Source organism: Psychromonas sp., from assembly GCF_047632995.1.
Classification (GTDB): Bacteria; Pseudomonadota; Gammaproteobacteria; order Enterobacterales; family Psychromonadaceae; genus Psychromonas.
The window spans coordinates 30,731-54,355 of record NZ_JBLIEK010000008.1; the positions used below are offsets into that span (position 1 = coordinate 30,731).

A 23,625-nucleotide genomic window follows, 5' to 3' on the forward strand; every position below is an offset into this window, starting at 1 on the left:
TAAAGGTAGATTCTCCCCAAACAGATTTGGGGAAATGTACCTTTTCAAGTTAAGCCAGTTTAATGACGTTTTTAACCAGCTTTGAAATACCTGCATAGACATCCGCTATCCTGGCACTGCCATCCATATAAGCAGGCGTGGTGACAATTTTATGCGTGACATCGACGACACACTCAGATGTTGCACAGATTTGATGTTTTGCCCCTAGTTTTTCCAGTTCAGCGGCCGTCCCCTGATCTGTACCAATAGTGAGTAGCGGTTTTTGATCGCCAAATGACAGAGCCACCAAGGCAGGGGCAATACAGATTGCACCAATTGGTTTGTTAGCTTTTTTAAACTCTTGTAGTTTGGCAGCAACTTGTTGGTCAACAGAAGCTGTACTGCCATCGAATGCGAATGAACAGAGGTTTTTGGCCACACCAAAACCACCCGGAATAATCAAAGCATCAAAATCACTGGCATTTAACTGCGCCAAATCTTCAATTTCTCCACGCGCAATTCTGGCTGATTCTTCAAGCACGTTTCGGGTGGCACCAGTAACTTCTTCACCTTTAAGGTGATCAATAACATGGTGTTGATCTTTATTAGGTGCAAATATTTTATATTTGGCACCTTCACTGTCCAGAGCTAAAAGGGTCAGAACCGATTCTCTAATTTCTGAGCCATCAAGAAAACCAGATCCAGCCAATATCACTGCTACATATTTCATATTAATTTTCCTCTTATAGTCTTATATAAAGCGATTTATCTGTGCTGAACATTGAACATCCACAAAACAGTAACTCTGCTCCCATTCGTACATTCTAGTCTTTCTGAGTTTAGTTGCTATCACAGCAAACAGTAATCTGAAAGGGGCGGTGAGACTGAACAAAAAGTTGTCTAGTCCAAGCTTTATTGGTTTAGCGGCTAAAAAAAGGATATTCTCCACTTTTTATTATATTGAGTTGGGTAAATGGTTCTTTCTGATCGTTTTGTGATACGGCATCAACATATGCTGCATATTGCACGTGTTGTTATCGCCTGTGCGATAGCGCTCTTCGTTATTCGTGTTTTCGATTTTCCTCACTCAAACTGGGCACTGATCACCATCATCGTTGTAATGGGACCGATTTCCTATCTCGGCTCCGTATTAACTAAAGCCAATCAACGCTTAATCGGAACCATTATCGGCGCCAGTCTGGGCTTAGCACTTTATCTGCTTCCTGCTGCATATATAATGCTGCATGACTTTTTCTTACTGTTAATACTTGCGGTTGCTATGTATGCGGTAAAAGGAAAACACTCGTATGCGGCGGTTTTAGTCGCCTTAACACTGTTTTTAGTCGCCGGAGGGGGCGGCGGAGATATTGCCGTTGCAGAGTGGCGAGCGATTAATGTTATTTGGGGATCGGTTTTAAGCATTATCTGTAGCCGCCTATTTTTCCCATCAAGAGCACTGATCCACTTTCAATTGCTGGTCACTGAATTTTTACAGTTATCCAGTGATTATTATCTAATGCACAGCAAACACTTACATAGCAGCGTACAAATCAGTGATTACAATCTAAAGTTGCTAAGCGTTAACTTGGCAAAACAACGTTCGTTGATGGAACATATATATAAAGAGTGGAAAGGCGAGAATCAAGATATTACCGATATCGTCATTATGGAACGACGAGTGCTAAGTGTTTTAGAAACATTAATTAATCGAGAATGGGACAGTCAAAATGCCGTCCAGACAATCAGAGAAAATTCACAGCTGATTAAAGCGACGGGCCAGCTGTTTAAACGGATCAATAAACTCAGCATGCAGGTTGATATTGGCGAGGTAGATCAATTATTAACCGATGATATTCGTTTATTGTCGATTACTTATGAAACCTTTAGCACCATTGATAGCAGTGAAAATATGGATAATTTCACTTTTTTTGGCTATTTATGGCTAAATCATGAGTTAGCCCACCATATTTCATCTATCTCATTCAACTTAAGTAAAGTCTTTAATAGTGAACATTTCCAAAGAAAAAAATAGTCGGACTTTCAGTGCTGGAATTTTTAAAAATAAATCTAAAAATGGTTGGGGTGTCTTCACTTTTTACATGCTGCTATCTGCTCTGAGATTCCCGACAAAAAAACTCGGGAATGACAGGGGCGATTCTGGAATGGCAGGGGAGATTCGGGAATGACAGAGGGAAATTCTAGAATGGCGGGCCGGGGAGCGAACATAAAAGGTTGGAGACACAGTGCTTAGCGCATGATTTTCACCAAAATAGGGCGTTATCTTTCTGCTGACTTTACTTTAACGACATTGCTCTTTAAGCTCCTACCCTTGATAAGTCAACGGCAGATAAACGATACGAAGTATGAATAAAAAATTGCTATATAAACAACTCATTCTTGCATTAGATGAAACCCATCAAGGTGCAGTTAATGCGGCAAAACGTGCCTATGATACGGCAACGGATAATGAAAATATCGCAGAAAACAGATACGACACGTTAGCATTAGAGGCATCGTATTTAGCGCAAGGACAATCGCAGCGCGTGGAAGAGTGTGCAATGGATCTTGCCGCGTTTCAAAAATTGAATATTAGCGCAGTATCCTCGCAATCGTCGGTTTGTTTAGGGGCGTTGGTTTTGCTGCGTGATATTGACGATAATGAAAAATATATTTTTTTCGGCCCGGCAGCGGGTGGTTTAAAAGTACAATTTGCAGAAAATGAAATTGTTGTTGTCACGCCCGGCTCGCCACTCGGTGCGGCAATCAATCATCGAGTCGTAGGCGATGAAGTGAGTATATCTATTGGCAATAAAGTAATGGAATATGAGATAGCCATAATTTATTAACATGGGATCAGAGTAAAATTAATGGTGAAAGCTCGCCTGTTTTTCTTATTAAAGATCTCGCGCCGCAAACGTTATTAAAATGGATAGAAAAGTATCACAACTGAACTCGAAATAAGGACCATTAATGAAACGATTATTTATAGGTTTAACACTGTTAATGCTAAGCAGTATTACCTTTGCAAGCGAGTCAGATTGGCAAGTCATACAAAATAAAGCCCAAGGGCAAACCGTCTATTTTTATGCATGGGGTGGTAGTAATGAAATTAACAATTATTTACGCTGGGCGAACAAGGCCTTGCAGGAACAATATGGTGTGACCTTAAAGCATGTCAAAGTAACTGATATTGCAGAATCTATCAGTCAGCTTTTAGCGGAAAAAACAGCTAATAAAAACAGTAACGGCAGCGTAGGTATGCTCTGGGTTAACGGTGAAAATTTCAAATCGATGAAACAGCAGCAGTTACTTGGCAAGGCCTTTGTTGCGCAGTTACCAAACTGGCGCTACGTGGATAAATTATTACCTGTTAGCAGTGATTTTTCCGAGCCGACTTTAGGATTGGAAGCCCCTTGGGGTGTTGGTCAACTAGTGTTTATTTATGATAGAAACACCATCACTACACCACCTGATAGCTTTAGCGCTTTACTTGAGTATGCACAGCAGCATCCCCAAAAAATCAGTTACCCAAAACCTCCGGCATTTCATGGTGTCAGCTTTTTAAAAGCCGCATTATTAGAGTTAACAGATAATAATCCGCAATTATATCGCGCCGTTGATAACAAAATTTTCCAGAAAATCAGTGCACCTTTGTGGGCTTATTTAGATAAATTACATGCCGTCGCTTGGCAAAACGGGCAACAGTTCCCCGCTAATGGTGGTGAAACATTGAAACTGTTAGATGATAAACAATTAGATATTGCTATCTCGTTTAACCCTAACGAAGTGATTAGTGCACAAGCTAATGGCACGTTAGCAAAATCCACTGCAACCTATGCAATGCAATCGGGTGCACTTTCTAATATTCACTTTCTAGCTATCCCTTGGAATGCCAGTGCACGAGAGGGGGCATTGGTGGCTATTAACTTTTTATTAAGCCCGGAGGCGCAATCGAAAAAAGGTGATTTGGCGGTTTGGGGGGATCCAACGGTTTTACAAAAACAGTATGTGACCGGTTCAGCTAAAAAGACAACGCTGTTTAAGTCAATCCCAGAGCCTCATCCAAGTTGGCAAACTGCGTTAGAGCTTGAATGGCAAAAACGTTATGGTTTTTAATGTTTAAAAAGACTAAATCCATTGCCAGTATAACCTTTAATTTACTGGTTTTACTGGCAATTATCATCTGCTTGGTACCCTTGTTACCTGCGCTATTAGGATTATTTTCCTCCGCATTTGCTTATCTTCCTGCATTAGGTTTAAGGCAAGTATCTTTACTTGGTTTTGAGCAATTAATAGAGTGGCCAGGTTTAATAAACTCCATTTTGCTGAGTTTATTTATCACCTTTGCTAGTACTTTTTTGGCGGCCTTGTTTAGCTTTGCTATTTTACAATCGATGTGGCAACGCAAAAGCTGGAAATTAATTGAATCCTTACTTTCTCCAATTCTTGCTCTTCCGCATGTGGCCTTTGCTATCGGTTTTGTATTTTTATTTAGTCCCAGTGGTTTGTTAGTGCGCTTTGTCGATCTGCTCACCGGCGATAATAGCAATACAGTTTGGAGCTTAGTACACGATCAATATGGATTAGGTTTAATCGCTGCGCTAACCTTGAAAGAGATACCCTTTGTTTTGTTGATGAGTGTTGCGTTACTTAAACAACTCAACCTTAATCAGACCTTTAATACGGCACAAACGTTAGGTTATTCAACTAAACAGATCTGGCAAAAAATTATCTTTGCACAATGGTTAGTAAAAATTCGCTTCAGTTTATTTGCTATCGCGGCCTACAGTTTGTCGGTGGTGGATATCGCCCTGATTATCGGCCCAACCAAACCCTATCCTTTAGCGGTTTTAGTCTGGCAGTGGTTTAATGACGGTAATATCAATCATTACACAACCGCCTCTGCGGGGGCGTTGCTGTTATTGTTATTAGCCGTTTTTTCATTGCTTATGGTTCGCTGCTTTGAGTGGTTTTTTGTTGAAAAATGCCGTTCCTGGTTAAGCAGTGGCCGTTATAGCTTCCCTCTACCCGGTGCACTGGCAGTTACTCTTTGTTATGGCTTGTCATTATTGATATTACCTGTACTACTGCTTTGGTCTGTGGCATTTCGTTGGCCATTTCCTTTGCTGTTACCCAGTTCATGGTCGTTTGACTATTGGTTAGATGAACTCCCTTATTTTACTCAATATATAAATAACAGCTTATTAATCGCCTTGATCAGTGCGACCTTAGCGTTAGGCTTTGCTATCCTAATTCATGAATTTAATGAGCGACGAACAAGATCTAAAAATTCACTGTTTGTTCCAGAGCTATTGATTGCGCTGCCGATGTTAGCACCACAAATATCACTGCTATTTGGTTTGCAAATTGCAACGATATTAGTCCCGCAATCGCATTACTATTTATGGGTGATTTGGGCTCATATTATTTTTGCTTTCCCCTATATCTATTTAGCTTTAAATGGTGCGTATAAAAGCTACGATAAACGCTTAGATAAGGTTGCGTTAAGTTTAGGATTAAAGCCGTTTAAGGTTTGGTGGAAAATAAAACGGCCGTTATTAATGCCCGCTATACTGATTGCATGGGCAGTGGGCATTAGTGTCAGTTTGGCACAATACCTGCCAACCTTAATGCTAGGTGCCGGGCGTATCACAACCATTACTACCGAAGCAGTTGCGCTCGCCAGTGGACAACAACGCCGATTAAGCGCGATTTATGCGCTGCTACAAACACTATTACCCTTTATCTTTTATCTGTTTGCGATTGTTGTTAGTCGCTATTACATTGTCGATAACATAAACGATAAAAATCAACAAAAAACAGTAAGGAACCGCTCATTATGAGCCTTGAATTAAACAGGTTATCTATTTATGAAAATCGCGGCTCAACGGAGCAAGCTAAAGTATTAATTAGCGATTTCAGCTACACAGTGGACAACGGAGAAATATTAACCTTAATGGGGCCAAGTGGCTGCGGAAAATCAACATTATTGAGTGTGATTGCAGGGTTTCTTAGTCCAGATTTTAGTTATACGGGGGAGCTTTATTTACAAAAAATGCCATTAACAAATATCAAACCAGAGGATCGTAAAATAGGTGTTTTATTTCAAGATGATCTGCTTTTCCCGCATTTAAGTGTGTGCGAAAATTTAATGCTAGCCTTACCTAATACTGTTAAAGGCAAACAACGCAGAGTGGTTGCGCAGCAGACTCTGGCGCAGCTCAATTTATCTGAACTAGCCAATAAATCCCCACAGCAAACATCCGGGGGGCAAAAAGCTAGAATAAGTGTGATGCGACTTTTACTTGCACAGCCTCAAGCTGTGTTATTAGATGAACCCTTCAGTAAGCTAGATAAACCTTTACGTCGTGACTTTCGTGACTGGTTATTTGATGAACTAAAACAACGTAACTTACCGACCATTTTAGTTACTCATGATGGCGAAGATTCCCCTCACGATGGAACAACCTTAGATTGGCCTTGGACTCAAAAGGATTCATTAAATGCTTGACCGTTATACGATTACATTAATCAAATACCCAGTTAAACAATTGGCGTTAGTATTACATAAAGGTGGATTCAGTGCAGATCAAGTGTCGGTGATTGGATTTTTATTAGGGGTTATGGCCTTACCGAGTATTGCCTTTGAATATTATTATTTTGGCTTAGGTTTTATCATTTTAAACCGCGTTTTTGATGGGATAGATGGCGCTGTAGCACGTATTCAAGGTATTACCGATAGCGGTGGTTTTCTAGATATAAGCTTGGATTTTCTATTTTATTCGATGTTGCCTTTTGCTTTTGTAATGGCCAATCCAGCCGCTAATGCAGTCGCAGGTGCTTTTTTGATTTTTGCCTTTATTGGCACTGGCACGAGCTTTTTAGCGTTTGCAGTAATGGCCAGTAAACGCAATATTGTAAACCCCGTTTATAAGCATAAATCACTGTATTACATTGGCGGCTTGACCGAAGGTACAGAAACAATTGGTTGCTTGATATTGTTTTGTTTATTACCCGGTCACTTTGCAAGTATCGCTTATGCCTTTGGGTCTTTATGTTGGATAACTACGGCAACACGGATCTGGACGGGTTATTGCACCTTAAAATACTAAACGGATCAGAGTAAAAGTAATTGTTAAAGCTCGCCTGTTTTTCTTATTAAAACAGGCACTTGCTCTAGCTTCGCGCCTTTTGTCAGGTGTAATAGCCTGTAATTGCAATATTTAGTTGGTTTGTATAACTTCAGTATTTTGATTTAACATACTGAGCCTAAAAATATATTAGAGGTAGAACACCTTTTTACTATGTCCGTTACAGTAAATCTCTAAATGAGAGAATGTGATCTAGTGTTCTTTCCTTAAGCTGGGTTTAGTTATGTAAACAGATACCCTTCGGGTACAACGACAATACCTTGCTCTGAAATGGTGAAACGTTTAGCATCTTGCACTGGGTCAATTCCTATTTTTGTTTCGGCAGGAATTTTTACATGTTTATCAATAATGCAATTTTTTAACTGACAACCCTTGCCTACTTCCACATGATTAAACAAAATACTACCTGAAACCGTTACTCTGTCATCAATACGAACATTAGGTGAAAGAATGGAGTTGTGAACGGATCCTCCGGAAATAATCACGCCATTAGAAATAATTGAGTTAATAAAAACCCCTTCATTGCCGACTGCCGAAGAGACGGTACGTGCGGGTGGTAATTGTTGCTCATAGGTTCGAATTGCCCAGCTAGATTGGTATAAATCTATAGGTGGAACCGGTTGTAACAGATCCATATTAGCTTGGTATAAGGAGTCTATAGTGCCAACATCTCGCCAGTAAGAATCTTGAGAAACACGGCCTACTCTATCTGCAAAGGGGTGTGCATAAACGTTATTATCCTTAATTGCTCTTGGAATAATGTCATGGCCAAAATCGTTGCTGGAGTTTGGATCTTGCGCATCTTCTTTTAAAATTTTAATAAGAAAATCAGTGGTAAAGATATAAATTCCCATAGAAGCCAAGCTTTTGCTTGGATCGTTCGGAATGGTTGCCGGCTTCTCTGGTTTTTCGACAAAATTAATGATCCGTTTTTCATTATCGATATTCATAATACCAAATGAGCTGGCTTCTTCTACTGGCACTTCCATACAGGAAATAGTTAGATCTGCTCCTTTGGATTTATGCAGCTCCAGCATTGGCGCGTAATCCATGCGATAAATATGATCCCCAGAAAGTACGACGACATATTTAGCGGTACTGCGAGAAAGAAGCCAGAGATTTTGATAAATAGCATCAGCGGTACCGCTATACCACTGATCCCCGGTGCGCATTTGCGGGGGAACAGCGGTCACATATTCACCCAGTTCGGGATTGAAAACCGACCAACCATCACGCAGATGTTTCTGCAGAGAGTGAGACTTATATTGAGTCAGAACAAGAATTTTTCGTAATCCGGAGTGCAGGCAGTTAGTTAATGTGAAATCAATAATTCGGTATTTTCCACCAAAAAGTACCGCTGGTTTTGCTCTATTATCGGTCAATGGTGATAATCGCGATCCCATTCCACCCGCTAATACTATGGCCAATGTATCTTGCATCATTCTCTCCTTATGTAGTCTGTCATTATTAACATTCAAAGAGCGCGCCAATTTTTAATTGATTGAAAAATATAGGAAAGTTAATTATTAAGTTAAAATTTGCACCAATAAGGGGGGTTAATAGATGGTAATGCACTATAACGAGAGATTGATCTGTTCATATTTAGGCTATATTCGCTTAACTATTTAATAGTCGATATCCATTTGTTGAGTTCTAAAAATCAATCTATCAACCTGAAAAAGGTTTGCTTGTTCCCACTTTCCCCAAGTAAAAAAATTGATGCCCAGTACGTGGCAGTAAATTCGGTAATATATAAAGTCTGATGGATAACATGCAATTTAAGGCTCAAATATTCGAACGCTTAACCACGCAAGAGAGCGGGCAGCTTTTGTTAAGCCGAGATAATCTCAAATAAAAAAGGCCAGCATTGTGCTGGCCTTGATATTTTTTGCCTTGGACTCGTTAAGGCAAATGTCTACTTAATGGATTAATTTAGTATATCAGCGAGGTTTTTGTCGCCGTTAAATAATTCAAATATTTTCCCGCCTAGCTCAGATTTACCGACTGCATAGGTCAGTGTGTTGGCAACATCTTCGCGGTTAATGGTCATATCTTCATTGTTGCCGGGCCTGGTGGTTTGCATTTTACCTGTGGCGTTATTATCGGTTAATAAGCCAGGCCTAAAAATGGTGTAATTTAGCCCACTGCGTATCAAGTGTTCGTCGGCCATATGTTTGGCAATCATGTAAGGCTTCATGGTTTCTGTACCTTGGGAAGGGTCGTCAGCGCCAATAGAGCTGACCATAACGAAATGTGAAACATTAGCGGATTTTGCGTAATCTACCGCTTTACATGCGGCCCATAAATCAATAAGCATGGTTTTATCAGCGCCTGTTTTGCCACCGGAGCCGGCACTGAAAATAACCTGATCGCAATCTGCAAAGGGCTGGCTGAAGTCTTTTTCCAAATCCCCCTCAACTATTTGCAGCTTATCGCTGCAAATATCAGCTAATTTATTTTTATCACGCACTAAGGCTATCACTGCTTTGCCATCAGCTAACAGTTGCTTTGTCGTCATTTTACCGATGTGTCCGCTTGCGCCTATAATTAGTGTTTTTTTCATTTTATCTTCTCCTTAGTAAAGAGGTACTCGCAGAATATGCTTCTAACGATCTTATAAAATCGAAAAACGGCGATCCAGAGCACCATCTAGGATGGATGGTGTAGATTCTTGGCTGATTCAACGTCCCACCAACAAACAACAAAGTGCATACACACGCAAATAGCGCCTGCTTTACTCCTTTTGAGACAATAATCTTATCGATGACCCACTATACTGAAATATTTGTGTATTGCACCTGGCCATTTTAGGGGGCATGGAGTCAAGTCTTTCCTTTTGCATAAATTGTAAAAAAGATTGCCTGTACAGCCTTTTGTTATTTTACTAATAAGCTAAAGTAAAGACTCGTTACAAAGTAAAAAATATCGAGATAAAGCTATAAATGAGCATCAATAACCAAAAGCATCAGCGTGCCAATCGGGTCGATGTGGGCAACAGGGTGAGGGGTAATCGCCCCAGAGCTGATTTTAAGTGATAATTTTTGTTTAACGACTATCATTAAGTAATGAAAACAGTTCATGTTTGTCACTGCTGTAGTTGGCATAACGTTATGGTATTCAACTCTTCAAATCAAACACATCACCAACCGATAGCCAACTTCGCTGTCATGCCATAGGTAGGCGGGCATTGCTTGAGCTAACTTCTAGGTTATATTCATCAATTGACGGAAAACTGAACATCCATAAACGTTTCCATTTTTGTTGTTAGTTTAAAGTTGTTTAACTGTTTTGGGATTTTTGACGGGTATTTAAAGGCGCTTCCCACTATTTATTTAGTTTGTTTTTTGCGCGCTATAACATTTGTTTGGCATCTAGTCGGGTATAATTTACTCCAATTTTATGCATCACATGAATTTAAGGCATAGTGGCCAATATTTTGTGCCTTTTTCAATATTTTCCAGGATGATTGTGACTTATTTTTTGCCGCAATTACCTGCGAAGGTCGATACCTTTATTAAACTCTTTATAGACTATTCAACAACTTAAAGTCACAAGAGGAGGGAAGCGTATGAAAAAGTTAATGCTAAGCTTGTTACTGGCTATGATGGTTTTATCCGGTTGTAATACAGGAACATCGACGACAGATGACTCGACAGGTGGAGTGGAACCACCGGTGTTTCAATCTGGTGACTATACCCTTTTGGCTTGGAACGATCTTGGTATGCACTGCATTGATGGAAAAGATTATTCCGTATTCTCTATTCTGCCCCCTTACAATGATCTCAAAGCGCAACTGATTCTCAAACAAGGCATAGTCGACAAACATGTCACATCGGGTGTTACCCTGACCTATGAATCGGCTCCAAGTCTGACCGGCGAACTCAACACCAGCAGTGTTAATAAAACCAACTTTTGGGATTATGTTAAGCTCCTCTTTGGAGTGACACTCGACGATGACCTGGGCTTGGTTGGCAATCGAACCCCAAGTACGACTCCAGCCCCCTTGGCCTATAATAACGAACATACCTGGTGGGAAGCGGATGGTATCCCGATAATGAATTATGATGACAACGGCAAGGTAAACTATTATCCGATGGTAAAAGTCGTTGCCAAAGATTCTCAGGGCAATCTCTTAGCTTCCACGCAGGTTGTACTTCCTGTCAGTGATGAGATGGACTGTCAGCAATGTCACGCTTCAAACAGTCACCCTGATACAACTCCAAAAGCAGGGTGGGAGAATAATTCTGATCTGCTTAAAGATTTTAAACTCAACATCCTCAAACTCCATGACGATAAACACGATGTCAGCAGCTACTTGAGTCAGTTACAGGGCAACGGATACAATTACACCGCCTCTTTATATGAAACCGCGATTAACGGCACACCTATTCTTTGTGCAGCCTGTCACCAGTCCAATGCCTTGGGCACGAAAGGGTTTAGCGGTATTAAGTCGCTAACGGCATCTTTGCACGCTCTTCATGCCAATGTCACCCTGCCAGGCAGTACTTTAATACTTGATGACAGCAGTAATCGCGATAGCTGTTACGCCTGTCACCCAGGTGCGACAACAGAGTGTCTTCGCGGGGCGATGGGAAAAGCCAAAAACCCTGACGGCAGTCAGCTGATGCAGTGCCAAAGCTGTCACGGTAATATGAGTGCTGTCGGTCAAAGCGCTCGTAACGGCTGGATGGAAGAGCCCGATTGTCAATCCTGCCATCAAGAGGGGCTGCGTTATACGGAAGCTGTTATCGATAATGCGGGCACTCTTCGCAGTGCATGGGATACGACCTTTGCGACCAATGATAATACGCCAGTTTCAGGAAGTAATCTCTACCGTTTCAGCAGCGGCCACGGTGAGATGCAGTGTTCAGCCTGTCATGGCTCAACCCATGCAATCTATCCGAGCAGTCATGCCGAAGACAACCTGCAAAGTATTGTTGTTCAAGGGCATAGTGGAACAGTTGCCGAATGTACTGCTTGTCATAGCACCACCCCAAAGACGAGTAACGGTGGTCCACATGGTATGCACAGCATTGGTCAATACTGGGTAAATGAACATAAGGACAGCGCTGAAAAAGATACTCAGGTTTGTGCACAGTGCCATGGCGCAGATTATCGCGGTACATTTCTATCTAAAACATTCAGCGCACGCAGTTTTGCGACAGAATGGGGAACCAAACAATTTGCATCCGGACATCAGATAGGTTGTTACGACTGTCACAACGGTCCGAAAGATGACTAGTCCCCTGTCTCTAAAAATAAATTTTGCTCTCGTGAAATCGATTATCAATTGGGCAAGGGTTAAGATTCGTAAAAAATATTCTAAGGCGGGGCTATAAATAGAGCGGACACAGGTCTTGAATTTGCAGAAATAAATAAAGAATTATGGGGCCGTTTTTCCAAGCCACAAGTACCTACCACAAACGGCGCTTAACGCGCCGTTTTACCAACAAAAAAATCCCTTCAGCCTACAACCAACTTTACTGTGTCATGCTATAGGTGGTTGGCGTTTATTGATCAGATTTTTGGGTAATATAAGCTAAGCGCTTGCCTGAAACCGGCCTGTCAGTATTTTACGTTTGCTGATCCCTGAAGGGGGCGAATAATTATTACCTATATTAAAGAAAACCCATGCTGCTGTTTATTGACATAAGTCAGGCATATAGCGTTTACGTTTATGCGCTTTGATCATAGTGCTGTCTATTAGTACCAAACCATCAACACAGGAGCGAAAGTCTGGATCTACGCCAAAGTCTAAAAAGTGTACGCCACCAGGATCTGTTAATTCAGTGTATTGTTTGAAAAAAGTGGGGACAGAGTAGCCCATATTGGTGAGCAGATATTTAAGGGTGCGGAAATCATCTTCATAACACTCTCCCTTAAATGCCGTCACCAGGGGCTCTAAATCTGAAAATCGATAAGGATGATTGGATTTTGCGAATGTTTTTTTATGGAAATGAATCTGATAAAAATAGATCATCAAATCTTTAGCCAATTGCGGCATCTCATTGCTGATGGATACCGGGCCAAACAAGTAACGGCAATGTGGATAGCGGGTCAGATAGGCGCCAATGCCATGCCATAAATAGTCCAAAGAGCGTTTTCCCCAGTATTTGGGTTGCACGAAGGCGCGCCCTAACTCTAAACCGTGGGCAAGATACTTATTCATATTTTCATTAAAACTGAACAAGCTGTTGCTATATAGGCCGGATATACCCTGTTTATCAATAATCTCTTTAGTATCGGCAAGGCGATATGCACCTGCTATTTCCAGATCATCACTGTCCCATAGGATCAGATGCTGGTAATGGGCGTCGTACAGATCCATATCGCGTTTATAGCCGGAACCTTCGCCTACCGCTCTAAAGGTATATTCTCTTAGCCTGCCAATCTCACGCATTATTGGGGAATCTAATTGGCCTGCAAATAAGATGATTTTTTTGTTATCAGGTGTTGTGCCTAACAATTCACAGGACTTTAGTGCATTGGCTAATACTTGCCGATCGACAGGATGAGCAATGGCGGTTTCTGTTTTGAAAATCCCTGTTTTATTTTTAGGCAAACGGTATAAATGACGTTTAAATAATTTAACTTGGCAGGGGAGTGACAGCTTCATACCAGAGTAATTTGCATAGGGTATCGCTTCCCCTATGCGGATTTTTATTGAGCTGCACTTTTGCTTAAACATCTCACTAACTAGCATTAATGTTGATAAAGGTTTGTAGATCATCGATGCCCCATAAAACAGCGCTGAATTTTTTCCGTCGATATGGACAGGAATAATGGGGGACTTAGTATTAAGTGCTAACTTTAAAAAACCACTGTGCCATTGCGTATCTTGTATGCCATTTGCTTTCATTCTAGAGACCTCTCCAGATGGAAAAATAATGATCGCGCCTTCGGCTTTAAGGTATTGAGTTAACGCTTTTAGTTGCTGTCTATCCGTTTTTCCTGACATGTTATTGACCGGCAGTAACAGGGATTGTATGGGGTTTACGTTATAAAGCAGTTGATTCGCCATCACCTTAACATCAGGTCTGATTTTACCCACCATATTTAATAACGCCAATCCATCAAGAGAGCCGATAGGGTGGTTAGCGATAATAACAACACGGCCAGTTTTAGGGATCCGTTCGATCTCGTTAGATTGCAGTGAGTAAGTAAACTGAAAATACTCTAAGCTTTGCTCGACAAAATCAAACCTTTTAAGATAGGGGTAATCTTCAGCGAACTGCACAAATGCGCGTTCATGTAATACACGTCTTAACAGGGCCTTAATCGTTTTCTTTAGCCATGAGTTAGGTTTTAATCTTGGATAATTTTGATCAACCAATTTATCTACAGATAACATATGCGTACTTCATTCGATGAATTTGTTATCAAGTTACTTAACATCTATGACAATTATATTGCATAAAAACAATGTGCTTTTTGAAGTTAATCGGTTTCCATAATAAAAATAACGTTGAAATGATGAGGCTTAATAATTATCTCTTTCACACTGCTGTCATATTCATAGGATAAAAAAGGTGCTCACTATTACTTAATTGCTTATGCTGGGATGCTTTATGAAACTTAATTTATTAACCTCGGTTATTTTATCGACCTCACTGATGGCTTGTACGACTGCCCCCTTACATACCAATCTGGTTGGAAATACAAAAACGATTCATTTGGTTGAACAAGGCCGTTATCACTCTAATATCTTTAATGAAAGTGCGGCTGAAATTGTTACCTTTGATAAAAAAACGCAGAACACTTTTGTGGTTAATGCAGAGTCCAAAAAAATAGATGTTATTCGCAGTGGCGATATAACAAAACCAATATTATTGACCAGTCTAAATGTCGGTGCAGATATACAAAAACATCTTAACGCAGAAGCGGGGGCGGCCAATAGTGTTGATGTTTTTGATGGTCTGTTGGCTGTGGCCATTGAAGCAAAAAATAAAACCGATGCGGGCTGGGTCGCCTTTTATGACACACAAAACTTAAGCTTTATCAGCGCCGTTTATGTTGGTGCATTACCCGATATGGTCACATTCACGCCAAATGGTAAGCAGTTGCTGGTGGCGCTTGAAGGTGAGCCTTCCGCTAAAAATTATGCCAGAGATCCCGATGGTGAGGTTGCTGTAATAGATCTAGATTGGCACAATAAAAAATTAACAACCATCCTGACGCGTCTTGGTTTTTATGAGTTTAATGAAGGTGGGGTGCGCTCGAATGAGTTACCAGAGCAGCTGGTGTTAAATGGTTTTCAGGCAAGCGTAGAGCAAGATTTGGAGCCTGAATATATTGCGGTTAATAAAAATTCAACCAAAGCGTATGTTAGTTTGCAGGAAAATAATGCCATAGCCGTGATTAACCTTGCCGATAAACAGATCGAAAAAATTATGGCATTGGGGTTTAAAGATCATCTGCAGACCGGCAACGAGTTGGATGGTAATAGTAAAGATAAAAAAGCGCTATTGAAGAATGAACCTGCACTGGGTATGTATCAGCCGGATTCTATCGCTGTTGTTACCCTTGGCGGCACTGATTATTTACTCACAGCAAACGAAGGTGACGATCGCAGTGACTGGCTAAGTGAGTTAGCGCAAGCTGAATGTGAAGCGGGTAATTATTATTATAATCTGCAAGATAAAGACTGCGGCGATGATATTACATTACAAGAGGCCTTAGATAGCGGTGTTTATAATCCATCTAATAAACAGAGCCGACTTGATTTAAGCAATTTTGAGAAAGGTGGCGTTTATCAAGGTGCGGTAAAAACCCTAAAATTTTCACACTCTGCCAGCAAACAATTTGGCGACCTAAATGATGATGGAAAAATGGAGCGTATACTAACGTTCGGTGGACGCTCATTTTCTATTTGGAATGTCGATACAGAGCAATTAGTCTTTGATTCCGGTAGCGATTTTGAACGTATTACCGCGCAGAAATACGGTGCTAATTACAATCAAAGCCACAGTAAAACAAAAGCTGAGGATCGTAGTGGTAAAAAAGGCCCTGAGCCGGAAGCATTAACGACCGCTGTTATTGAGGGTAAAATTTATGCATTGATCGGCCTTGAACGAATGGGGGGGATTATGGTTTATGATATTTCAAACCCTGCTAAAGCGCAGTTTGTCCAGTATCTCAATAACCGCGAACTGAGTGTGAACCCCAATGACAATGTTGAAAAAAATGGCGAAGGTGTGAATACTTATCGTATAGATGCCGGTGATTTAGGTCCTGAAGGCTTCCGTTTTGTGGCCGCTAAAGACAGCCCTACAAATTCACCGATTCTTATTGTCGGTAACGAAGTCAGCGGTACAACGAGTTTTTACCGTATTGATTTAATCGAAAGATAAGGTAAACGGATCTCTGGCAATAATTCTGTGTAACTGCAGTTTTTAATAAGGCGGCCTTTGAATACAATCATAAAATATTCAAGGCCGTTTAGTTAATTTTCTGGTGGTTTAATACAAGCTTACGTATTAGTCTGTTTATGCTATTGCGTGATTAATGGTGCTGTTTCCAACCGTGTAACAAATAACTGATCGGTCCAACTTATTGCCTGCTGGTAGGATTCAAGAAGACTATCGTGATCAATATTAAGTATTTCTCGCAGTTTAACCACGTTATCCCAATCGGCCTGTTCATAGGCAATAACAAGCGATAAAATCTGACCCTGTTCGCCAGTTCTAAAAAGTAAGGCTTCTTTTATATTTTTATCAATCGCAATAGCATTGACTATAACCTCTAATGACTGATCAAGTAATGAATCTAAAAGTGAAAACATGCCAGTTAAAAAAGCTTTGCTTTTATGCCTGTTTGAGCATTGTGCAATAAGCTCTGAAAACCGAGCTCTTTGAATTGATAGGCTGTAGAGCGACTCGGGTTTGCTTCCTGTTGTAGAGGCTATTGCCGTTAACGAAATAAATTTACGTAAATTTTGTTGCCCTAAATAAGTTAATGCCTGGCGAAAGGATTTGATTTCAGAGGTGAGCGTTCCCGAGGCATTAACATAACGCAGTAGTTTATAAGACAAGGTAACATCAGTTGAAACAATTTTTTCTACTTCAACATAGTCGATATCATCTTCAGATATAACTTTACAGAGTTTAATGATGGTTAAGAATGAAGATTGAATCGCTTTTTGTTTTATTATCTCCGGTCTACTAAAAAAGTAACCTTGAAAATAAGTAAAGCCTACGGCCAATGCCTGTTTATATTCTTGATAGGTTTCGACCTTTTCTGCAACAAATTTTATGTTACGGCCCACTAATTGCGAGCGTTTAATAAACATAGCGGCTTTTTCAATGGGTGTTAATCTTAAATCAAATTTAATAATCGTGATAAGGGGTAAAAACCGCATCCACTCAGGGGAGGGGACAAAATCGTCTAAGGCAAGTACATAGCCCATTTCTGTTAAAGATTGAAGTGCCGCAAATAATTCATCCGTTGGTAGGCAGTCTTCTAAGACTTCGATAATAACCTTATCTTTAGGGAACAAGGTGGGGATTTGATTTATTAAGCTTTGATAAGGAAAGTTAATGAATCCCAGTTTATTACCTAGTGCATTATATGGCGCGCAAAAAAACTGCTCGGATAACAATCTACTGGTCGCTAATTCAGCCTCTATTTCAGGAAAAGCATTATGGGGGCCATCTCTAAAGAGTAACTCATAGGCAACCGTATTTTTGTCGACATCTAAAATTGGTTGGCGAGCAACATATGAAAAACTCATAACTAGTCCCATTAAAAAGTGTGTTTACAATTGTGTTGTTGATCTTTAAGTCTGTATTAAAGCGCTATAAAAATAATCAGTAACGAATAATGTTACCTTTTCAATTATTAAGCGAGTTGATGAAATGTGACTTTATCGGGGTATGACAGTCATTTATTTACCCTCATTCATTTTGTTAACGTTATGTTGTATACATTACTCTATTCATTCATACATTTGCATAAGAATCAGGTGATTTTAATACAAATGTGATACGCAGCTAGGAGTGTAAACGTAGATCTGCGTAAATAGCTATTTACTCCGTCATCCTCAATGATATTACTCCGTGATCCTCAAAGATTCACTCCGTCATCCTCAATGATATTACTCCGTGATCCTCAATGATATTACTCCGTGATCCTCAAAGATTCACTCCGTCATCCTCAATGATGTCACCTAGTCATCCTCAAAGATTCACCCCGTCATCCTCAAAGTGTTCTGTTGAGGATCTCGTTGAGTTAGGGGGCTATTAGCTCTGGGTAAGGGCACACAGTGCTTAGCCCGTTCATGACACTGAACTGTCGTAAATGACGCCGGGCGTCCTGCCCTACGCCTTTCAGGTCGTTGTCGTAAATTCCAACGTTCAAATTTGTTCCTGACAAATTTGTCACTTCCCGATAAAAAACTCGGGTGCATAAAATATTCGAGTACCTATTGTTTATAATAAACAAAATAAATGTAGATCCGCTTTTTTTAAACCGATATTAATAATCAGTCGTTTTTTCACCTCCACCAAAGTGCCAATCATAATGGAAACTTTGCTGCGAATCCTGATCCTTACGGCGGTAAGTATGGCCGCCAAAATAATCGCGCATTGCCTGAATAAGGCTCGCAGAGGAATCCGCTTCACGGTAGCAATCGTAGTAGCTCATTGCCGCGCCGATCGCCGGCATTGGCATTCCCTGCATAATCGCTTTGGTTAAGACCTGCCGCCAGGAGAACTGACTTTTCGCCAGACCGTTAGTGAACCTTTCTGCAAGCATTAAATTGAGTAATTCAGGCTCTGCTTGATATGCTTTGGAAATGTCATCTAAAAAGTGAGCGCGTATAACACAACCGCCACGCCAGATTCTAGCGATTGAAACGTAATCAAGTCTCCAGTTATGCTCTTTTTCAGCCGCCGACATCAACTCGAATCCCTGCGCGTAGCTGCAGATTTTTGAGCAGTACAGCGCATCTGCCAGTTTATCAATCCACAGCGTTTTATCTGCTGTACTAATGATTGGGCCGGTTAACTGCGCTGCGCCGATTTGACGAATCGCCTTTTGAGTACTCAGGCAGCGTGCAAATACCGAGGCGGTAATCGCCGTTGCCGGTACGCCAAGTGCCAACGCTTCACGTGCGGTCCAGTTCCCCGTGCCTTTTTGACCGGCCTGATCCATGATCACATCGACTAGCGGCTGACCGGTTACAGGATCGACAGCCTGGAGAATGTCAGCCGTAATTTCAATCAGGTAACTTTGCAGCTTTCCTCTATTCCAGCGGCTGAATACCGCACCGACTTCGGTGGCCGACATGGCTAAGATTTGGCGCATAAATTGTACTATTTCAGCAATCATCTGCATGTCGGCATATTCAATACCGTTGTGCACCATTTTTACAAAATGACCGGAGCCAATCGGGCCAATATACTCAGCACACGGTTCTCCTTCCGGCAGTGGTTGCTCTGTCCTGGTTCGCGCTATTTCTTCACCGCTAACGGGATCTACCTTTGCAGAGATAGCCTGGAACATAGGTTTTAGCTGCTGCCATATCTTTTTGTCACCGCTTGGCATTAATGAAGCCCCAAAACGTGCACCTACTTCTCCGCCGGAAATGGCACAGGTAAAGAAGTTAAATTTACCCTTATATTTTTGCGCCCGATCGATTGAGTCGCGCCATTCACTGTTGCCCGTATCGACAATAATATCGTCTGGCTGTAAACCTGCTGCCAGCAAATCCTGACAGATAATATCCACAATAGAGCCGGCAGGAACCGAGAGTATGATGCAGCGTGGCGTAGCAAGTTGGTTGATTAACTCAGAAAGATTAGCAACGCTCTTTAGTTTTGCAGCCGATAGCGTTTGCTGGCGTTTAACTGTGTCGCGGCAACGAGCCTCATTAGTGTCGAAAGCGGCTATCGAAAATCCACGTTCGGCTAAATTAAGTGCCATATTAGCACCCATCACGCCCAAGCCGATTACGGCGATATCAATTTCAGTATTCATTCAGATCTCACTATTTTGGTAAATGAGTGAAAATTTATTGACCAGTACTTGGCAGTAAATTCGGTAATATACAAAGTTCGATCAATAAAATGGAATTTCAGGCTCAAATTCACGCACGCTTAACCACGCAAAATAGCTGTTTTTTTTGTATAAACCTATAAAAAATCAGATAGATAAGGCGAGCATTGTACTGGCCTTGAACTTTTTTTCTGTGCCCCTGAACTCGTTAAGGCGAATGCCTACAAAACGGATTAATTTAATAGTTCAGCGAGAGTTTTTCCGCCTAGCTCAGTTTTTCCGACTGCATAGGTCAGTGCACTGGCGCCAATAGAGTTGACCATAACGAAAGGAGACATATTAGGCCTTTGCGTAATCTACCGCTTTACATGCGCCCATCATGGTAGGAGTTAATTGAATAAGCAACTTATGCCGATATTCTCATGGAGAGGTTAATTTTTTGTGCTCAGCGATTTAAGTTAAAAGTGAATCGCTGCGTAAAATAGCCATAAACAGATTGACGGATCCTGGATAAAGACTTACAACTCGATATCAGTGCAAAGTGTTCGGCATCAAAAGAATGACGGATCGTCATGATGAAAATATTCAAAGTGTAAAAATCGACAAAAGGAAGTATTAATGGCTATTGGTTTTTTTGCTGTATTTGATGATATTGCCGCCTTATTAGATGATGTGGCCATGATGAGTAAGGTTGCAACTAAAAAAACAGCGGGTGTGTTAGGAGATGATCTTGCAGTGGGGGCTGAGCAAGCATCTGGTTTTGTTGCCAGCAGAGAGTTACCTGTATTATGGGCAATTACAAAAGGTTCACTGCGTAATAAACTTATTATCTTGCCGATTGCTTTTCTTTTAACTGCATTTGCATCTTGGATTATCATCCCAATATTAATGGTCGGTGGGCTTTATCTTGCATTTGAAGGTGCCGAAAAAGTATATGAGTACTTTTTCCCGGTAGTGCATAACATTGAACAAGTTCGTCGTTTATCAGAGCAAGATATATTGGACTATGAAGCTAAAAAGATTAAATCGGCAATTCGCACTGACTTTATCTTATCAATTGAAATTATTGTTATTGCCTTGGGAACCGTATTGGGGAAACCACTGATAGTACAAATTCTGGTTGTCTCTTTTGTTGCACTATTAGCAACGATAGGCGTTTATGGTTTTGTTGCGTTACTGGTCAGAATGGATGATTTCGGTTTGAAAATAATCGCCTTCTCTGCAACAAGAAATCGCTTTTTAACACTTATTGGTAAAATGTTAGTCACCGCCTTGCCTAAGGTTATCCGGTTATTAACTATTGTTGGAACGTTAGCTATGCTGCTCGTTGCCGGAGGCATATTTGTTCATAATGTTCACTTTATTGAACTATCCTTACACTTTATGCCAATCCTGCTGGCTGAATTTCTGACCGGATTGCTACTTGGGACGCTTCTTTTACTTTTTGAAAATCTGTTTGTAAAAATAAAAAACAGGTAGATATAGCAGCCAAAAGGCGCTAGGAAAAAAGATGAGAGCAACACTTTTTGATGGGGTTTCAAAATCAGTCTGTTAACCTAAAAAAGGTTTGGGTCCTCTTTTTCTTCTCTTTCCTTTAGTCCGTGTCAATATTGACCGGGTTGGATTGTGCGGACGATAAATAGGATCGCTGCGTGCAAGATGAGGGACAGGGAAGCGTAAATTTGTAGTTATTAAAGAGAAATAGAGTATTATTCCAAAGGATGGTATCGTCATTTTGGTGGTTAATTTACCATTGCAGTTGAACTATCTAAGAAACCAATAGCCTAAGAGTTACAACGTACTGCATCCTGTGCGTTTATTTTGGCTCTTTGAGGGTGTAATCAAATAATCCACCGACTCTGCCGGAGGTAAGTAAACTTCCATAGTCGGATATTTATTCGGGTCGATATGATCTTGGTAATAGGCTAGTATTTCTTGATTTCTTTACACGTGGAGTTTTAACTCCGCATCATGTTAGACTCGATTTTATTTTCAATAACTAAAAGGCGGTATCAGAATGGCTGTTTCTCTACAAAAAGGCGGAAATGTTTCACTAGAAAAAGTTGCCCCAGGTATGTCTAAATGTTTACTCGGTTTAGGTTGGGACTCAAGAAGTTCTGATGGAACTGATTTTGACTTGGATGCATCTGGCTTTATGGTTAATGCAGAAGGTAAAGTACTTTCAGATAAAGGTTTTATTTTTTACGGTAACTTACGTTCTGAGTGTGGTTCTGTTGAACATACTGGTGATAACTTAACCGGCGAAGGCGAGGGCGATGACGAAGCTATTAAAATTGATTTAAGCAAAGTCCCTGCTGATGTTATGAAAATTATTGTTGGCGTAACGATTCACGAAGCTGAATTACGTAAGCAAAATTTTGGTCAAGTTTCTAATGCTTTCATCCGAGTTGTAAATGATCAAAACAACGAAGAAGTTGCTCGTTACGACTTGTCTGAAGACTATTCTACTGAAACGGCACTACTTTTTGGTGAATTGTATCGCCACAATGGTGCGTGGAAGTTTAAAGCAGTTGGTCAAGGTTTTGCTGGTGGCTTAAAAGCGATGGCGCAACAATATAATGTTAATGTTTAATAGATTTAGTTGAACAATATTTATTCGGGTGGAACATCGGTTTCACCCTTTTTTTTTGCATGTTTAGATTGAGGAAATAACTATGGCGATTTCGTTAGAAAAAGGGCAAAAAATCAGCCTTGAAAAAAGCAATGGTTCGAACTTGGAACAAATTTGTGTCGGTGTGAACTGGGGCGCTCTTGAAAAGAAAGGGTTATTTGGAGGCATAAAAAAAGTTGCAGTTGATCTAGATGCAAGTTGTATTGTTTTTGATGCTAATAATGAAGTATTAGACACTGTCTACTTTGGCAAATTGACAACCCAAGGTATCAAACACTCTGGTGATGATCGGACGGGTGATATGGATGGTGATGATGGCTTAGATAATGAAATAATCACTATTAATTTAAATGGGTTAGACAAGAAAGCTCATCAAATAGCGTTTGTTTTAAACTCTTACAGCGGTCATGATTTTAAAACTATTCCTTTTGCTTCTATCCGTCTATATGAAGGCTCGCCAACGCATGTAAACAGTGTATATGCAACTTATGATGTTACTAATGACCCGCAATTTTCAGGCGCGCTTTCGATGGTATTAGGTAAATTTTATTTACATAATAAAAATTGGAAATTTTCTGCTCTTGGTGAACCGACTAAAGACAAAAAATTACCTGGCATTATAGAAACGGTTAAAAGACATTACTTATAATTTTATTTGAATATTATTACCGGTCTTAATAGCAACGTTCTAACCTGACACAGTTTGTTGTGATCGGTGATTTATCTGAGGATTATTCAACAGAAAGAACATTAATTTTTGCTGAATTATACCGTCATAAGGGAGAGTGGAAATTTAAATCCATTGGCCAAGATTACTCTGGTGGACTGCATGTGATGACAGTCAACTATGGAATTAACATCACATAGCAT

18 protein-coding genes are annotated in these 23,625 nt (G+C 40.5%); 12 read left to right on the plus strand and 6 right to left on the minus strand.

Translation table 11 applies throughout. The annotated features are described in order from the left end of the window. Nucleotides 1–49 precede the first annotated feature (49 nt). Nucleotides 50–709, minus strand: a complete 660-nt coding sequence (gene elbB / locus ACJAT7_RS02935) for an isoprenoid biosynthesis glyoxalase ElbB (RefSeq protein ID WP_415225302.1) — start codon at nt 707–709, stop codon at nt 50–52. Between the two features lie 243 nt (nt 710–952). Between elbB and ACJAT7_RS02940 the strand changes: the two genes are divergently transcribed. The 6 genes from ACJAT7_RS02940 (at nt 953) to ACJAT7_RS02965 (ending at nt 7,091) form a co-directional block, all read left to right on the plus strand. Next, the gene (locus ACJAT7_RS02940; RefSeq protein WP_415225303.1) at nt 953–2,011 is read left to right on the plus strand and encodes an FUSC family protein; all 1,059 of its coding nucleotides are present in this window, start codon (nt 953–955) and stop codon (nt 2,009–2,011) included. 331 nt (nt 2,012–2,342) lie between these two features. Then, entirely contained in the window at nt 2,343–2,825 is a 483-nt protein-coding gene (locus ACJAT7_RS02945) for a GreA/GreB family elongation factor (protein WP_415225304.1), read from the plus strand. Nucleotides 2,826–2,949: 124 nt separating this feature from the next. Then, nucleotides 2,950–4,095: an ABC transporter substrate-binding protein gene (locus tag ACJAT7_RS02950; RefSeq protein ID WP_415225305.1), complete on the plus strand. Its 1,146-nt coding sequence runs from the start codon at nt 2,950–2,952 to the stop codon at nt 4,093–4,095. Further along, nucleotides 4,071–5,822 carry an ABC transporter permease gene (locus ACJAT7_RS02955; RefSeq protein ID WP_415225306.1) on the plus strand — a complete coding sequence of 584 codons (1,752 nt, stop codon included), beginning with the start codon at nt 4,071–4,073 and terminating at the stop codon, nt 5,820–5,822. The genes ACJAT7_RS02950 and ACJAT7_RS02955 overlap by 25 nt, the downstream gene beginning before the upstream one ends. Continuing rightward, nucleotides 5,819–6,490, plus strand: coding sequence for an ATP-binding cassette domain-containing protein (locus tag ACJAT7_RS02960; RefSeq protein ID WP_415225307.1), 672 nt, complete (start codon nt 5,819–5,821; stop codon nt 6,488–6,490). The genes ACJAT7_RS02955 and ACJAT7_RS02960 overlap by 4 nt, the downstream gene beginning before the upstream one ends. Further along, nucleotides 6,483–7,091 carry a CDP-alcohol phosphatidyltransferase family protein gene (locus tag ACJAT7_RS02965; RefSeq protein ID WP_415225308.1) on the plus strand — a complete coding sequence of 203 codons (609 nt, stop codon included), beginning with the start codon at nt 6,483–6,485 and terminating at the stop codon, nt 7,089–7,091. The genes ACJAT7_RS02960 and ACJAT7_RS02965 overlap by 8 nt, the downstream gene beginning before the upstream one ends. Before the next feature lie 260 nt (nt 7,092–7,351). Here the strand turns inward: ACJAT7_RS02965 and glgC are convergent, their stop codons facing one another. Beyond that, nucleotides 7,352–8,608 carry a glucose-1-phosphate adenylyltransferase gene (gene glgC / locus ACJAT7_RS02970; protein WP_415225309.1) on the minus strand — a complete coding sequence of 419 codons (1,257 nt, stop codon included), beginning with the start codon at nt 8,606–8,608 and terminating at the stop codon, nt 7,352–7,354. 449 nt (nt 8,609–9,057) lie between these two features. Next, on the minus strand, nt 9,058–9,693 hold the full coding sequence (locus ACJAT7_RS02975) for an SDR family oxidoreductase (protein WP_415225310.1): 636 nt from the start codon (nt 9,691–9,693) through the stop codon (nt 9,058–9,060). A 1,005-nt stretch (nt 9,694–10,698) separates the two neighbouring features. Here ACJAT7_RS02975 and ACJAT7_RS02980 point away from each other — a divergent pair. Beyond that, nucleotides 10,699–12,372 carry a multiheme c-type cytochrome gene (locus ACJAT7_RS02980; RefSeq protein ID WP_415225311.1) on the plus strand — a complete coding sequence of 558 codons (1,674 nt, stop codon included), beginning with the start codon at nt 10,699–10,701 and terminating at the stop codon, nt 12,370–12,372. A 399-nt stretch (nt 12,373–12,771) separates the two neighbouring features. Here ACJAT7_RS02980 and ACJAT7_RS02985 read toward each other — a convergent pair whose 3' ends face one another. After that, complete coding sequence (locus ACJAT7_RS02985; RefSeq protein ID WP_415225312.1) at nt 12,772–14,481, minus strand: GNAT family N-acyltransferase; 1,710 nt, start codon at nt 14,479–14,481, stop codon at nt 12,772–12,774. 217 nt (nt 14,482–14,698) lie between these two features. Here ACJAT7_RS02985 and ACJAT7_RS02990 point away from each other — a divergent pair, with 217 nt between their 5' ends. Next, the gene (locus ACJAT7_RS02990) at nt 14,699–16,480 is read left to right on the plus strand and encodes a choice-of-anchor I family protein (RefSeq protein WP_415225313.1); all 1,782 of its coding nucleotides are present in this window, start codon (nt 14,699–14,701) and stop codon (nt 16,478–16,480) included. A 140-nt stretch (nt 16,481–16,620) separates the two neighbouring features. Here the strand turns inward: ACJAT7_RS02990 and ACJAT7_RS02995 are convergent, their stop codons facing one another. Together ACJAT7_RS02995 and gndA are read right to left on the minus strand one after the other, a co-directional pair. Beyond that, entirely contained in the window at nt 16,621–17,859 is a 1,239-nt protein-coding gene (locus ACJAT7_RS02995) for an EAL and HDOD domain-containing protein (RefSeq protein WP_415225314.1), read from the minus strand. Nucleotides 17,860–18,602: 743 nt separating this feature from the next. After that, nucleotides 18,603–20,105, minus strand: a complete 1,503-nt coding sequence (gene gndA / locus ACJAT7_RS03000) for an NADP-dependent phosphogluconate dehydrogenase (protein WP_415225315.1) — start codon at nt 20,103–20,105, stop codon at nt 18,603–18,605. A 636-nt stretch (nt 20,106–20,741) separates the two neighbouring features. Between gndA and ACJAT7_RS03005 the strand changes: the two genes are divergently transcribed. From ACJAT7_RS03005 to ACJAT7_RS03020, 4 genes are all read left to right on the plus strand, one after another. Then, entirely contained in the window at nt 20,742–21,602 is an 861-nt protein-coding gene (locus tag ACJAT7_RS03005; RefSeq protein WP_415225316.1) for a DUF808 domain-containing protein, read from the plus strand. A gap of 538 nt (nt 21,603–22,140) precedes the next feature. Continuing rightward, nucleotides 22,141–22,716 (plus strand): TerD family protein, encoded by a 576-nt coding sequence (locus tag ACJAT7_RS03010; protein ID WP_415225317.1) that lies wholly within the window; start codon nt 22,141–22,143, stop codon nt 22,714–22,716. A gap of 82 nt (nt 22,717–22,798) precedes the next feature. Continuing rightward, complete coding sequence (locus tag ACJAT7_RS03015) at nt 22,799–23,404, plus strand: TerD family protein (protein WP_415225318.1); 606 nt, start codon at nt 22,799–22,801, stop codon at nt 23,402–23,404. A 59-nt stretch (nt 23,405–23,463) separates the two neighbouring features. After that, complete coding sequence (locus ACJAT7_RS03020) at nt 23,464–23,622, plus strand: TerD family protein (protein WP_415225319.1); 159 nt, start codon at nt 23,464–23,466, stop codon at nt 23,620–23,622. Nucleotides 23,623–23,625 lie beyond the last annotated feature (3 nt).